This is a genomic window from Hydromonas duriensis (assembly GCF_004363775.1).
Classification (GTDB): domain Bacteria; phylum Pseudomonadota; class Gammaproteobacteria; order Burkholderiales; family Burkholderiaceae; genus Hydromonas; species Hydromonas duriensis.
Genome location: NZ_SNZE01000019.1, coordinates 1 through 15,579, shown reverse-complemented (window position 1 = coordinate 15,579; position 15,579 = coordinate 1). Strand labels below are relative to the sequence as shown.

The 15,579-nt window shown below is 48.4% G+C and carries 7 protein-coding genes and 1 tRNA gene; 3 read left to right on the top strand and 5 right to left on the bottom strand.

The features are described 5' to 3' along the window. Nucleotides 1–80: 80 nt before the first annotated feature. Complete coding sequence (grxD, locus tag DFR44_RS08370; RefSeq protein ID WP_133620999.1) at nt 81–416, bottom strand: Grx4 family monothiol glutaredoxin; 336 nt, start codon at nt 414–416, stop codon at nt 81–83. 533 nt (nt 417–949) lie between these two features. Between grxD and DFR44_RS08365 the strand changes: the two genes are divergently transcribed. Beyond that, nucleotides 950–5,677 (top strand): glutamate synthase-related protein, encoded by a 4,728-nt coding sequence (locus DFR44_RS08365; RefSeq protein WP_133621072.1) that lies wholly within the window; start codon nt 950–952, stop codon nt 5,675–5,677. 105 nt (nt 5,678–5,782) lie between these two features. After that, a complete protein-coding gene (locus DFR44_RS08360) occupies nt 5,783–7,252 on the top strand; it encodes a glutamate synthase subunit beta (protein WP_133620997.1) in 1,470 nt (489 codons plus the stop codon). A 424-nt stretch (nt 7,253–7,676) separates the two neighbouring features. On the opposite strand, the gene pth is transcribed toward DFR44_RS08360, so the two are convergent. The 4 genes from pth to DFR44_RS08340 all read right to left on the bottom strand — a co-directional run bounded on the left by pth (nt 7,677) and on the right by DFR44_RS08340 (nt 10,135). Then, nucleotides 7,677–8,261, bottom strand: a complete 585-nt coding sequence (gene pth, locus DFR44_RS08355; protein ID WP_133620995.1) for an aminoacyl-tRNA hydrolase — start codon at nt 8,259–8,261, stop codon at nt 7,677–7,679. Nucleotides 8,262–8,340: 79 nt separating this feature from the next. After that, a complete protein-coding gene (locus DFR44_RS08350; RefSeq protein ID WP_133620993.1) occupies nt 8,341–8,895 on the bottom strand; it encodes a 50S ribosomal protein L25/general stress protein Ctc in 555 nt (184 codons plus the stop codon). Nucleotides 8,896–9,006: 111 nt separating this feature from the next. Then, nucleotides 9,007–9,957 carry a ribose-phosphate pyrophosphokinase gene (locus DFR44_RS08345; protein WP_133620991.1) on the bottom strand — a complete coding sequence of 317 codons (951 nt, stop codon included), beginning with the start codon at nt 9,955–9,957 and terminating at the stop codon, nt 9,007–9,009. Between the two features lie 101 nt (nt 9,958–10,058). Continuing rightward, a tRNA-Gln gene (locus tag DFR44_RS08340) sits at nt 10,059–10,135 on the bottom strand. 760 nt (nt 10,136–10,895) lie between these two features. On the opposite strand from DFR44_RS08340, the gene DFR44_RS08335 reads away from it, so the two are divergent. Continuing rightward, nucleotides 10,896–15,579: ESPR-type extended signal peptide-containing protein (locus tag DFR44_RS08335; protein ID WP_133620989.1), on the top strand; the 4,684-nt coding region annotated here is incomplete at its 3' end.

Below are 15,579 nucleotides of genomic sequence, written 5' to 3'. Positions count from 1 at the left end.
GATGGGCTATTGAGTCGGGGCGTTGTTTGTATTAATAAGTATTCAAAGCACGCCCGTTGTGGTCAGTGCCGAATGTGGGCTTATGCGTCAGTCGCTTTCATGGCCTCCGCCACTAATGTTTGCAATTCGCCAGACTCATACATCTCGTTCATGATGTCCGAACCGCCAATAAATTCACCTTGAATGTATAACTGAGGAATAGTAGGCCATTGCGAAAAGGTCTTGATGCCTTGGCGAATTTCGTCGTCTTCAAGTACGTTGACAGTAGCAACTTTAGTGGCGCCACAGCTTTTAAGCAATTGAATGGCCTTCCCAGAAAATCCGCATTGTGGAAATTGCCCCGTACCTTTCATAAACAGCACAATAGGATGGTCTTTAATGGTTTGTTGAATGAAGTCGTGTGTGGGATTGCTCATGATGTGCTCCAAAAGGGTTGTCAGTATGCCCGAATGCATGGGCTACATTATACGTGAAAAGGCAAATAGGATTTGCAGTGGCATTTTTAACGGGTCTAAGTTTTGTGTGACCTTGATTTTTTACAGTTGATTTGAAAAGGCAGGCGATATTTTTACAACATAAAAAAGACTGCGCAAAGTAGTCGAGATAAGTGAACAATTCAAAAATACTTCAGAGATAAGCAATGTGGTTGCGCAGGGGGTTGTAACGGTTTGTTTATATTGATGAATTAAGTATGTCCCTATTTAATTGAGGCAAAATAAATGTTTGTGTTTTATTTGTAAGCTGACCCCTTTTAAATGTGGTTGTATGCTTAAAGAAATCTGTTTATAGTCAGGTTAATCATATCGAGTAATAAATATTTAACTTTTGGATATTTACTCAGACTATTGAGCAACAAACAGCCGTTTGCATACGGAATTTTTGCAAAATAATCAGAGCCCCTTTGGTTTGGAGATGTCAGATGAAGCAGCAATACACAGAGCACGACACAATGACGCAGAGCGCAGCAGCACTGGATGTACTTAATATAACGCACGAGCGCGAGCAGGCCGCACAATATGGCTTATACGATGCCACGCAAGAGCACGATGCGTGTGGTGTTGGCTTTGTGGCACACATTCAGGGGCAGCGCAGCCATGCCATCGTTCAGCAAGGCTTGTTGATTTTGCATAATCTTGACCACCGCGGCGCGGTGGGCGCAGACAAATTGATGGGTGATGGTGCGGGGATTTTGTTGCAAATTCCAGATGCCTTGTACCGAGAAGAAATGGCGCGTCAAGGTGTGATGCTGCCACCTGCGGGCGAATACGGTGTTGGCATGATTTTTTTGCCAAAGGAAGAGGCTTCGCGTTTGGCGTGCGAACAAGAATTAGAGCGTACAGTTAAGGCAGAAGGGCAAGTTGTACTGGGTTGGCGCAATGTGCCTGTGGATGCAGAGATGGCCATGTCCCCAACAGTGAAAGCCACTGAGCCCGTCATTCGCCAAATTTTCATAGGACGCGGCCCTGACATCATGGTCACCGATGCTCTGGAGCGCAAGTTGTATGTGATTCGTAAAACGGCATCGCATCGCATTCAGTCGCTTAAGCTCAAGCATGGCAAAGAGTATTTTGTACCTTCAATGAGTGCGCGCACAGTGGTTTACAAAGGGTTATTGCTGTGCGACCAAGTTGGCCGATACTTTAAAGATTTGTCCGACCATCGGACGATTTCGGCGATTGCGCTGGTGCATCAGCGATTCTCGACCAACACATTCCCCGCATGGGAGTTGGCTCATCCCTATCGCTTTATTGCGCACAATGGCGAAATCAATACGGTCAAAGGCAATGTCAATTGGATTAAAGCACGCCAAAAAGCCATCTCGTCCGCAGTCTTGGGCGATGATTTGCATAAACTTTGGCCGCTGATTTATCCAGGGCAATCCGATACAGCCTCATTCGACAACTGCCTTGAATTGTTGCTCATGGCGGGCTATCCGTTGGCACATGCCATGATGATGATGGTGCCTGAAGCTTGGGAGCAACATGAACAGATGGATTCGTCGCGTCGCGCGTTTTATGAGTATCACGCCGCATTGATGGAGCCGTGGGATGGCCCCGCCGCCTTATGCTTCACGGATGGTCGTCAGATTGGCGCAACTTTAGACCGCAATGGCTTGCGACCTGCGCGTTATATCGTGACCGATGATGGTTTGGTGGTATTGGCCTCCGAGTCAGGCGTGTTGCCAATTCCAGATGCGAAAATTAAGCAAAAGTGGCGTTTACAGCCAGGCAAAATGCTGCTCATCGACACAGAGCAAGGGCGAATTATTTCAGATGAAGAAATCAAGTCCAGCCTCGCCAATTCGCGCCCTTACAAAGAATGGAACTCGCGGCTGTCGATGAAATTAGAACATGTCTTAACGCCCGTCGAGGAACGCCCATTGCCCAAGTCGGAATTGCTCGATCGTCAACAGGCGTTTGGCTACACGCAAGAAGACATTAAGTTGATTCTACAATCCATGGGGCAAAATGGCGAAGAAGCCGCTGGCTCAATGGGTAACGATACGCCGATGGCAGTGTTGTCGAGAAAACATAAATCCTTTTATCAATATTTTCGCCAACTGTTCGCGCAAGTGACCAACCCGCCGATAGACCCGATTCGAGAGCAGCTGGTCATGTCATTGGTGAGTTTCATTGGCCCCAAACCCAATTTGTTGGATATCAACAACACCAATCCGCCGATGCGCTTGGAAGTGGCGCAGCCTGTGTTGAGCTATGACGAAATGGCGAAAATCCGCCACATCGGAAAATACACACACGGCAAATTCAAAAGTTACACGCTGGATATCAAATACCCCGCCAAATGGGGCGCTGAAGGCATTGAGGCACAACTGGCGTCTTTGTGCGCACAAGCGGTTGACGCCGTGAAGTCGGGGCATAACATCTTGGTCTTATCTGACCGAGGTGTTGATGCCGACAACATGGCGATTCCTGCGTTGCTCGCAACATCCGCGATACACCAGCACTTAGTTGAATCGGGTTTAAGGACATCCACGGGGCTCGTCGTTGAAACGGGCAGCGCGCGCGAAGTGCATCATTTTGCTTTGCTCGGCGGTTATGGTGCAGAAGCGGTGCACCCGTACTTGGCATTCGCCACTTTGACCGACATGGTGCAACAGGGTTTGATTAAGGGCAAAAAGCCATCCGAGGCGATTGCCTACTACATCAAGGCGATAGGCAAGGGCATGCAAAAAGTCATGTCGAAAATGGGCATTTCAACTTACATGTCGTATACAGGCTCGCAAATATTTGAAGCGGTTGGCTTGAAAAAAGAATTGATTGATAAATATTTCAAAGGCACGGCCAGCAGCATTGAGGGCATGGGGTTGTTTGAAGTGGCGCGTGAAGCCGTGGTGTTGCATCAGCATGCGTTTGGTGAAAAACATGCCTTGCAAAATCGCCTGATGACGGGTGGCGAATATGCTTGGCGCGCACGCGGTGAAGAACACATGTGGACGCCTGATGCGATAGCGAAGTTGCAACATTCCACGCGTCAAAATAATTACGAAAGCTATAAAGAATACGCACAAATCATCAATGACCAATCCAAGCGGCACATGACGTTCCGAGGTTTATTTGAGTTTAAAGTCAATCCAGCGCGTGCGATTTCGATTGATGAGGTCGAGCCTGCAACTGAAATTGTTAAACGTTTCGCCACGGGTGCAATGAGTTTGGGTTCGATTTCATCCGAAGCGCATGCCACTTTGGCGGTGGCTATGAATCGCATTGGCGGCAAATCGAATACAGGTGAAGGGGGCGAAGACCCCAAACGATACCGAGCTGAAATGCAAACAGGCGACTCAGGCATCACGGATGGCATGAGCATCGCGGATGTGATTGGAGCCGACCGTATTTTGGCGAACATCCCGTTGAAGTCGGGCGACTCATTGCGCTCGCGCATCAAACAAGTGGCCTCGGGGCGTTTTGGTGTGACGGCTGAATATTTGTCATCTGCGGATCAAATCCAAATCAAAATGGCGCAAGGCGCAAAACCAGGCGAGGGCGGGCAGTTGCCAGGCAGTAAAGTATCTGAATACATTGGTGCTTTGCGTCATTCGACCCCTGGCGTGGGTTTAATTTCACCGCCGCCGCATCATGACATTTATTCGATTGAAGATTTGGCGCAGCTGATACATGACTTGAAAAACGTCAATCCATCCTCGTCAATTTCGGTCAAGCTGGTGGCAGAAAATGGGGTGGGTACAGTGGCCGCAGGTGTTGCCAAGGCCAAGGCCGACCATATTGTGATTGCAGGTCACGACGGCGGCACAGGGGCATCGCCTGTTTCATCCATTAAAAGCGCGGGTGCGCCGTGGGAATTGGGCTTGGCTGAAACTCAGCAAACCCTTGTGCTCAATCGCCTGCGCTCGCGCGTGATTGTGCAAGTGGACGGTCAAATCAAAACAGGGCGCGATGTGGTCATTGGTGCATTGCTTGGTGCGGAAGAGTTTGGTTTCGCCACTGCGCCTTTGGTTGTGCAAGGCTGCATCATGATGCGCAAATGTCATTTAAATACCTGTCCCGTTGGCGTGGCGACGCAAGACCCTGTTTTACGCCAAAAGTTCACAGGCCAACCTGAACATGTTATTAACTACTTTTTCTTTGTTGCAGAAGAGGTGCGTGAATTAATGGCGCAACTGGGCGCGCGTACATTGAGTGAATTGATTGGTCGGAGCGACTTACTCGACATGCGCCAAGGCATCACCCATTGGAAAGCGCAAGGCTTGGATTTTTCACGTATTTTCCACCAAGTGCCGAATGCCGAGGGCGATACGAGCTATCAGAGCTTAACGCAAGACCATGGCTTGAGCAACACCCTCGACCAGCAGCTCATCTCTCAGTGTGAGGCGGCTTTGTCGGAAGTAAAACCTGTCTCATTTATCCAAAATGTTCGCAATTTAAATCGCTCGGTTGGCGCGATGCTCTCGGGGCAAATTGCACGCCGCTATGGGCATGAAGGGCTGCCTGATGACACGATTCATATTCAAATGAATGGGACGGCTGGGCAGAGCTTTGCCGCTTTCCTCGCGCATGGCATCACATTTGATTTGGTCGGTGAGGCCAACGATTACGTGGGTAAAGGTTTGTCAGGTGGTCGCATTGTCGTGCGCCCGAATAACAGTTTCCGTGGTGCATCGCATGACAACATCATCGTGGGTAATACGGTCTTATACGGTGCAATTGCAGGCGAGGCTTATTTATCTGGGGTGGCGGGCGAGCGTTTCGCGGTGCGCAACTCAGGTGCAACAGCGGTCATCGAAGGGGCGGGCGACCATGGTTGCGAATACATGACGGGTGGCACGGTGGTGGTGTTGGGGGCAACAGGCCGTAACTTCGCGGCAGGCATGAGCGGTGGGGTGACGTATGTATATGACGCAGACCAAACGTTCGCCGCCAAATGCAATACCAGCATGGTGTCGTTGTCAAAGGTGTTGAATGAAAGTGAACAGGCGCAAAAAGACCCTGTATGGCACCGCTTGAATGCACATGCCGAACCCGCTTCAGATGAGGCTATTTTACGAACCTTGATTGAAAATCATTTCAAATACACAGGTTCTGGGCGCGCCAGAGAGATTTTAGACAGCTGGTCGCAGGCCTTGGGGCGGTTTGTCAAAGTCATGCCGATTGATTATCGAAAAGTTTTGGAAAGACAAACACAAGAACAGCTATCGGCATAAGTTGTGGGATAACCGCATCCAACACGTCAAGCAGTGTATTTTTTGCAATAGGTTAGACATCATTTTTGACGCTGAATGTGTCAGATGTGATTTAAAGGAAATATCATGGGTAAAGTCACAGGTTTTTTAGAGCAAGCACGTTTGTACCCTTTGTACGAAGCGCCTGAAAATCGTATTAAACATTATAAAGAATTCGTTCATGCCTTATCGGATGCGGACGCCAGCAAGCAGGGCGCGCGTTGCATGGACTGCGGCACGCCTTTTTGCCACAACGGCTGTCCAATCAATAACATCATTCCTGATTTTAATGACCTTGTGTACAACCAAGATTGGGCGGAGGCGCTGGCGACCTTGTCGTTGACCAACAACTTCCCTGAGTTCACGGGGCGTATTTGTCCTGCGCCTTGTGAGGCGGCTTGTACGTTAAATATCAACAATGACCCCGTCGGCATTAAATCAATCGAACATGCCATTATTGATAAAGCATGGGCGCATCATTGGATTAAGCCACAAAAAGCCAAGAAAAAAACGGGTCGACATGTCGCGGTCATCGGCTCAGGCCCAGCAGGCTTGGCGTGCGCACAACAACTGGCGCGTGCAGGCCATGCGGTCACTGTTTATGAAAAAAACTCACGCATAGGCGGATTATTGCGTTACGGCATTCCTGATTTTAAACTCGAAAAATGGCTGATTGATCGTCGCATGGGGCAGATGCAAGACGAGGGCGTGACGTTCAAAACGGGCGTTGCGGTTGCTTGTGGCGATTTTCCTGTAGGTGTTGCCAATGGTGCCAGCACGGTGGTGACGGTTGATGAATTAAAACAAAAATATCATGCCGTTGTGTTGGCAATTGGCTCAGAAACACCCCGAGACTTGCCCGTACCTGGGCGTCAATTAAATGGCGTTTACTACGCGCTTGAATGGTTGATTCCACAAAATCAGACCGTCGCGGGTGATGGTGATAATCCCATCAACGCCAAAGGTAAACACGTTGTCGTCATTGGTGGCGGTGACACGGGTTCGGATTGTGTGGGCACAGCAAATCGCCACGGTGCGGCCAGCGTCACGCAGTTCGAAGTCATGCCGCGTCCGCCTGAATTTGAAAACAAAGGCACGGACAGTGTTTGGCCATATTGGCCAATGAAAATGCGCACATCCACTTCGCATGAAGAAGGGGGCGAGCGTGATTGGTCGGTTTCAACCCAAGCATTTGTTGGTAAAAATGGACAGGTGGAAAAACTCCAGTGCGTACGCGTTGAGTTCAAAGGCGGAAAAATGCAGGAAATTGCAGGCAGCGAATTTGATGTCAAAGCAGATTTGGTCTTGTTGGCAATGGGCTTTGTCCATCCTGCTCAAAATGTATTGGATGCGTTTGGCGTTGAGCGAGACGCTCGACACAATGCGAGTGCAACTCATGTCGGTGAGCACGCCTATCGAACCAATATTGACAAGGTTTTTGTCGCGGGTGATGTGCGTCGAGGGCAGTCCTTGGTGGTGTGGGCGATTAAAGAGGGGCGTCAGGCTGCACACTACGTAGATGCCGCCTTGATGGGTGAAAGCAATTTGCCCTTGTGACAATTGAAGGCGCTTGGGCTTGAATCATTGTTTGATTTTGAAATGGGTATGCGCGTAGTGATTCAAGCAAAAGGCCTTCAATTCTCTTGGCAAGAGCAACCTTAAAAATTGGATTTTTCAAAGAATTGATAAAAAGAAGAAAAATTATTTGTGGTTGTAAACTTCATGTAAAGTTTCACCGCGATAATCTAGCATTCCTCTTTTGAGTTGAACTGTTGTTGTCAAACATGTTCAGCAAAAAATAGCGAAAAATTTATTTTCGCTATTACGAAGATTACTTTGTGTGATTCGGGCTGCCTTCGGGCAGCCTCTTTTTTTAATTGGTCTTGCTCAATGGCGTTGATTATAATACCAGTTTCATCGGTGCGTCCATTAATTTAGATAAAAATTGTGTTTTATTTATAAATTAAAGCTAAATTTAATATTATTTGGCGTGCAACACACGCATTGCCCGCTCAAAGTTGCCTGCCAGCCAATCAGAAATAGCGTCTTCTGCCTTATCAATCGCTTTATTGATTTCCATCCGCTCAGATTGCTTGGGTGGTTTGAGAACGTAGTCTGCCACGGGTTGCAAAGGGGTGGTGCTGTTGCGGGGGTGGTCTATGCCGATGCGCATGCGCCAAAATTGCGGCGTGCCCAGTTTGGCTTGTGTGTCTTTCAGTCCGTTATGACCGCCTGTTGAGCCGCCCACCTTCATTTTGACTGCACCGACTGGAATATCCAATTCATCATGCAAGACCATGATGTGTTCAGGTGTAATTTTATAAAAATGTGCCAAAGCCGCAATCGCTGCGCCAGAGCGGTTCATGTATTGCATCGGTTGCAACAGCCAGACTTCATCGCCATTGATGTGCGTGCGAGCGGTTAAGCCGTGAAATTTCGATTCGGGCGACAAATTGATGTTGTACTGGCGTGCCAGCTGGTCAAGTAGCCACCAGCCTGCATTGTGGCGTGTCTGTTCGTATTCTGCCCCCGGGTTGCCGAGGCCGACGATGAGTTTTGTGGTCATAAAAGAGAGTTTCATCAATCATATAAAATGAAATCCCGCACAGGGCGGGATTTGCATTATAACAAAACAAGGGCTTGGCTTATTTACCAGCAGCGGCCAAAGTGATGTCTTTTTGTTTACCCAAGACTAAAGTCACGCCTGCGGGTAAAACCAATTGGCTGGCTTTGAATGCTTGGCTTGGTTCCAATTTAGAAACGTCCACGTTGATGGCTTGTGGCATGTCTTTAGGTAAGCAAGTGATTTTCACATTGAATACCGCCGCTTTAATGCGTTGACCGCCAATTTTCACAGCAGGAGAAGTTTCGCCGCCGAGGAATTTCAAAGGCACTTTGACAGTGACTTTTTCATCGGCTTTAACGCGTTGAAAATCCACGTGCAAAATCATTGGTTTGAATGGGTGCACTTGTACGTCACGTACCAACACTTGCTCAACTGTACCGTCAATTTCCAAATCGAGAACTGAGTAGCGCACGCCTTCTTTACGCAAAGCGTGGAACAAACCATTGTGTTCAACTTCAATTGATGTAGCGGCTTCCGCTGCGCCATAAACAACAGCAGGTGTCATGCCGTTGTTACGCATACGGCGGCTCGCACCCGTGCCATGTAAAGAACGGCTTTTTGCAATAATAGTCATAAAAAACTCCAAAAGTTAAAGGATAACCACTCGCGACCAAGTGGATATTTTATGGGCATCGCTCATTTGAAACGACACACACAAAAAGGGTTGTCACGTTTTATTCTGAGATTATTCTGAGAATAAAGAGCTGACTGATTCTTCTTTAGCGATACGAATAATCGTCTCGCCCAATAATTTTGCACAGCTGAGCTGGCGAATTTTAGCGCACGCAGCCGCTTCAGCATTCAACGGGATGGTGTCTGTCACAACCAACTCATCTAAAACCGAGGCATTCAAACGTTCAATTGCAGGGCCACTTAAAACGGGGTGGGTTGCGTATGCCAAAACCTGCTTTGCGCCACGCTCTTTCAAGACATCAGCGGCTTTGCACAATGTGCCCGCCGTGTCGACCATGTCGTCCATCAAAACGCAAGTGCGGCCTTCAATGTCGCCAATGATGTTCATGACTTCAGAAACATTCGCTTTAGGGCGACGTTTATCAATGATCGCCAAATCGCATTCTAATTTTTTAGCAAATGCTCGTGCTCGAGCCACACCGCCAACGTCTGGAGAAACCACAACCATATCTTCGAATTTTTTGGCGAAAAGGTCGTCCAGCAATAAAGGCGAGGCGTAGATGTTATCAACGGGCACATCGAAAAAGCCTTGAATTTGGTCGGCGTGCAAATCCATCGTCATCACGCGATTCACACCCGCAGCCATTAACATATTGGCGACCAATTTCGCAGTAATAGCCACTCGCGCTGAGCGTGGGCGGCGGTCTTGTCGTGCGTAGCCGAAATAAGGAATGGCAGCAGTGATGCGACCAGCAGAGGCGCGTTTGAGTGCGTCCACCATCGTCAACACTTCCATCAACGAATCGTTGGTGGGTGCGCATGTCGATTGCAAGACAAATACATCCTTGCCACGCACATTCTCGTTGATTTCAACGGCGATTTCGCCATCAGAAAACTTACCAACATTGGCTTGACCTAAGGGTAAGCGTAAATAATCAGCAACATCTTTTGCGAGTTTTGGGTTCGCGTTGCCAGAAAAAATCATTAAATCGGTGGTGGACATGGTGTCATCCGTGCGCAAGAGAAAAGATGGTTTTTTGCAGATGTATCACGAATAAAAAAAGTGTTTGTCAGGTCTTCCCTTAAACAAACACTTTTTATTATTGGCAGAGGCGGAAGGATTCGAACCTTCGCATGCTGGAATCAAAATCCAGTGCCTTAACCAGCTTGGCGACGCCTCTATGTGAGACCGAAATTATAGCGAAGGTTTTTATGCTGTGCAAGTTTTTTAAATAAAAATTTTCAAATAAGTGAGCCAATAGGTTTTTTGATGCGAAAAGTGCGACATCGGCTGTGGTGTTGATGAGTCGCGTTGTGTGGCTCGGGTTCTGTTTTTTGGGGGGGGCAAATAGAAAGTTGATAAAAATATAACAGGTTCGTTAATTTTACGTGTCTCTGTGTTTGTTTGTTCCGTACATGAGTCGATTGATGGGGGCGATGTGCGTATTAGGCGGGGAGGGCTTTAAATGGGTAGGTGAGGGTTTAGATTTAGATTTGTCCGGCATGGGCGGGTTTGAGTTTAAAAGTTGCATGAAAAGGCGTACGTTGCATTGCTTGCTGTTTTTTAATTTACTTTAAGTTGGCAGTATATGTTTGATTTTAACAACACAGTTATATTTGTATTCATGCTAAAGAATTTAAATATATAAATGATTTCTTTGCAATTAATAGTATTTAAAAAGAAATATATTGTATATAAAAATAAAATTATGTGAAATTATCGCTTCTTTTTCTCGTTAAAAATTAACATATTAAATACAATAAAATACAAAATAATTTTAAAAGTATATATTTATTTTACACTTGTGGTTTTTAATATATAAAATCTAAAGTCTAAAATGTGTAAATAAGTTTTTTTGCGGTTGAAGTGTTTATTTAATAAACAAATTAATTGCTATTTTGTGTTTGATATTTTGTTTTTGATGGGGAAATAGAGTAGATATGAATATTAGTTATCGTAGTATATATAATGAGCAAACGGGAACATGGGTTGCAGTTGCTGAAAATGTGTCCACGTCGGGTAAAAAAAATAAATTAGGTGTAGTTGCTAGCTCCTCGTTGGCTCTTGTGGGTACATTGAGCGCGAATTTTTCCAATGCGCAAGTTGTTATCGCCGAGCAATCTGATGCTTCAAGCGGGAATTATGAAATCGCCTTGGATGCGGGGCCGGTCTCTTTTAAACAGGCTCGAGGGGTGGCTGTCAATATTGGTACGGGCGCATACGCACCAGGTGGGAACGCTGTAGCCATTGGTACAAATGCTGCAGCTACAGGTTTTAGAGCCATTGCAATAGGCATGGATGCCGTCTCGCGAAACGTTGACACAATAGCGATAGGCAATAACGCAGGTTTAGATGGTTCAAGTTTAGGTATCTCTAGCATCGCTATCGGTGATAACAGTGGACGTAATTTGCAAGGCTCGCCAAATAACTCCGTTTTCCTCGGGAAGTTTGCGGGTAGCAATTCAAGTGGTGCTGCATATACGGTTTCAGTTGGTGCGTTATCGGGGATGTCTGTGGTTGGGTCAACCAACACATCGGTTGGATATGCAGCTGGTTCAAGAGTGACTGGTCATGACAATGTGGCGTTGGGTTATGGGGCAGGTGGTACTGCCTCGGGTAGTCAAAATATAGCGATAGGTCGTATGGCAGGTGTTGGGATTCGAGCCACTCGAGCAATATCACTGGGCAGCTCAGCACTGGCATCCGCGAATGAGGCAATTGCAATGGGTTCTAGCGCAAGTGCGTCAGGAAATTGGTCTACTGCACTGGGTGGCTTGAGTTCGGCCACTGCAGAAAATGGAGTTGCGTTGGGTTCTGCGGCAGCGTCTTCAGCTTCAGGGGCGGTTGCTGTGGGCACATGGACAAAAGCATCGGGTGCTCAATCTGTTGCCATGGGGCAGAGCAGCTCCGCCACGGCTAACAATGCGGTGGCCATTGGTAATCTAGGTAGAGCACTCAATACATCCGCAATTGCCATGGGTTCAAGTTCATATGCTTCAGGGGTCCAATCCATAGCCGTAGGGCAAAATAGTTCCGCAACAGGAGAGCAAGCGCTGGCGATGGGCGCGTTTGCCGAAGCGAATAAAGCAGGTGCTGCTGCTTATGGTTTGAAGTCTTTGGCAACGGGTGGGTTTGATGCTTTGGCGATGGGTGCTTACGCGACGGCGAACGGTATTCAAACAACGGCCGTTGGCCGTTCTGCGATAGCCAATTCGAGTTATGCTTCAGCGATTGGTGATCGCTCTGTGGCATCCGCGAACTGGTCAACCGCTGTCGGATCTCTTGCTACAGCTTCGGGTATGAGCTCGTTTGCAGCAGGTGCTGCGGCGAAAGCGATGGGTGTGGGTTCGGTGGCAACTGGCACATGGGCGCTTGCATCATCTGACCAAGCGGTTGCCATTGGTCAAAGCAGTTCGGCGATAGGTTTAGATTCTATTGCTATGGGCGATAGCGGTAAGGCAACGGCTCAAAACGCCGTGGCGATCGGTACGAGTGCTTCGGCTTCAGGTGTGAATGCAATCGCCGTGGGCGCGGCATCAAGTGCGTTGAATCAAGGTGTGATTGCCATCGGCGCAAATGCAGGTTCGGGTGGTGCTGGCTTAGGGGTTTCTTCTGTCGCGATTGGCGACGGTGTGGCACGTAATGTGTTGGGCACACCAAGCTGGTCTACTTTTGTCGGTTCTGGGGCTGCTGTTAATTCAAAAGATGTTTCTTACGGCACAGCTTTGGGTTTTGGAGCAGCCGCAGGGGTGACGGGCACGGGTAACTTGGCGGTTGGTTTTAATGCAGGTATTAATGCGAATGGTTCAAGTAACGCTGCGATTGGTTACCAGTCGGGTCAAAATGTGTCTGGCTCAAGTAACTATAGTTTTGGTTTCAGAGCGGGTTCGACCGTCTCTGGTTCAAACAACATCGCAGTGGGTTATGCTGCGGGTCAAAATGTTCAAGCCGACCGTACGGTTTCTATCGGTAATGCAGCATTGGCTTCACAAAAAGACGCCATGGCAATGGGCTCAAGTAGTTTGGCTTCAGGCGTGAATTCACTTGCTATGGGTAATACCAGCAAAGCTTCGGGTTTAAATGCCTATGCATTGGGTATGTCAAGCACGGCGGGCGGTACGGATGCCATCGCGATGGGTACGTATGCCAACGCTGCAGGTATTGAGTCAAGCTCGGTCGGTAAACAATCACAAGCGACTAGTAATTTTGCCACGTCTTTCGGTGCGAAAGCCAACGCCGCAGGATTAAATGCAACCTCAGTGGGCTACGCGTCATCGGCAACTGCTGAAAATGCGACGGCGGTCGGTCGTATCGCAAGAGCGACAGGGTACAGCTCTATTGCAAGCGGTGCTCAGTCTGCGGCAGCAGGCGATTGGTCAACTGCGGTGGGTGGTCTTGCTGCGGCAATAGGTGTTAATGGTGTTGCGGTTGGTTCGGCGTCTTCGGCTTTAGGCAATAATTCAGTGGCGGTTGGTACATGGACAAGGGCAGCGGGGGCGAATACGGTTGCAGTTGGTCAAAGCAGTTCAGCCATTGCTGTCGATGCCGTCGCCATTGGTGGCAATAGCAAAGCGACGAATGAAAGCGCCCTTGCCATGGGTTCAACTGCTAACGCATCTGGTTTTCAATCCATCGCCGTGGGTAAGGGCTCGCTGGCTCAAGGTGTTGATGGTGTAGCGATTGGCACGTCAAGTTATGTATCGAACACAAACAGCGTTGCGATAGGTAAGGGTGCTCAAGTTGTGGGTAGTGTGAGCTCGGGCGGTCTCATCGGCGGACAAATTTCTATTGGTGATTCCGCATATACTGACGTTCAGGGCTCTATCGCGATTGGTCAATACTCAAGAGCAAGCGGATTCCATCGACAAGTAGCTATTGGTTTTAACAGTACGTCTACGGGTAATTCATCGGTTGCGTTGGGTAATAATGCTTTGTCTCAAGGGTTTTATGCGGCAGCATTGGGTCCGACTGCTCTTGCCTATGGCACTAACGCTGTCGCAGTAGGTGCATCCAGCAAAGCATTGGGTGGCAACTCTGCTGCAATAGGTGGGGCGGAGGCGTCGGGCTTCCAATCGTTTGCTGCAGGCAAAAGCGCCTTAGCAGCTGCTGATAATGCATTTGCCATTGGTAGCGCAAGTCTTGCTTCAGCGACAAATGCTTCTGCATATGGTGTTTTAGCCACAGCGGCAGGATATGAATCATCGGCTGTTGGTTCGCGAGCTCAAGCGAGTAACACAAATGCTGCTGCGTTTGGTGCGGCCGCTGAAGCATTAGGGCAGAATTCTTTAGCACTTGGTGGTTCATCACGCGCAACACATGCAAATACGGTGGCGTTAGGTGCAATGGCGGTCGCAACAGCCAACAATGCCTCTGCATTTGGTAGCAAGGCTACCGCTTCGGCTGAATACGCGGTCGCAGTGGGTGCAGGTGCAAAGGCGACAGCTTTCGGTGCGCTCGCTCTCGGTGCCTTGAGTGAGGCTGGGAGTGCCCAAGGAATCAGTCTTGGTTTTGGTAATATAACGAGGAGTTTGACGGGGCGCTCGACAAGAGCAACTTATAATACGACTACGATTGGTAGCTTTAACGACGGTACGGGCAGCAGCAATACTACTATTATTGGTACTACAAACAGTGTCACAAATAGTAATCAAAGTACTGCTGTTGGTGCTTTAAATGAAGTCGTTGGCGATCAAACTACTGTAGTCGGTATAGGTAACAACGTTACTAGTAGTAGTTCTGCTGCAATGGGTAACAATAACATCATCACGGGTGATGGCAGTATTGTCATGGGCGTTGGTAACGAGGTCGCTGCTGATAACTCGGTTGTGCTTGGCAGTAATGTAAAGATACCAGCCGGAGTCGACACTGGGTCGGGAGGTAGCATTGTTTTGGGTAACAACTCGACATATAAAACCCCCACAAATGGCGCAGTTGGTGTTCTTTCTATAGGCTCGCCAGGGGCAGAGCGTCAAATCGTCAATGTCGCAGCTGGTGAAATGAGTGCTACCTCAACTGATGCTGTCAACGGTGCGCAGTTGTTTTCAGCCTTATCCACATCTCAAAGCTCATTGGCATCTTTGTCTACTGTAGTGGCTTCAACTGGAACAGGCGCAGATTTGACAGGAGTAGAAAGTGCGGTTGCTTCCTTGTCAACAACGACATCATCGGCGATTAGCTCAACAAATAGCTCTGTTGCCTCATTGTCAACCGCTTTATCATCAGGCGTTTCAACAGCAGTCTCAAGTGCGGTTTCAGCCGCAGTTAGCACTGCGACCAGTGGTGTGAATTCATTGTCGACGACAACTTCATCAGGTTTGAGCACGGCGAGCAGTGCCATTGCTTCGTTGTCTTCGGCCACTGGTGGCGCGGTATCGTCACTGTCCACCGCAACCGCGACGGGCTTGAGTTCAGCGGGTAGTGCGATTGCCTCATTGTCTTCAGTGACAGGTGGCGCGGTATCATCATTGTCAACTGCAACCTCAACAGGCTTGAGCAGCACCAACAGTTCGGTGGCTTCATTATCAACGGCGGTATCATCAGGCGTTTCGACAGCATTGAGCACAGCAGTTAGCACATCGACCAGCAGCGTGAACTCGTTGTCAACAACAACTTCAGCAGGTTTGA

Bases quoted from the DNA above. Each gene is read 5' to 3' on its own strand.
- grxD (WP_133620999.1), bottom strand. From the start codon at position 416: ATGAGCAATCCCACACACGACTTCATTCAACAAACCATTAAAGACCAT.
- DFR44_RS08365 (WP_133621072.1), top strand. From the start codon at position 950: ATGACGCAGAGCGCAGCAGCACTGGATGTACTTAATATAACGCACGAG.
- DFR44_RS08360 (WP_133620997.1), top strand. From the start codon at position 5,783: ATGGGTAAAGTCACAGGTTTTTTAGAGCAAGCACGTTTGTACCCTTTG.
- pth (WP_133620995.1), bottom strand. From the start codon at position 8,261: ATGACCACAAAACTCATCGTCGGCCTCGGCAACCCGGGGGCAGAATAC.
- DFR44_RS08350 (WP_133620993.1), bottom strand. From the start codon at position 8,895: ATGACTATTATTGCAAAAAGCCGTTCTTTACATGGCACGGGTGCGAGC.
- DFR44_RS08345 (WP_133620991.1), bottom strand. From the start codon at position 9,957: ATGTCCACCACCGATTTAATGATTTTTTCTGGCAACGCGAACCCAAAA.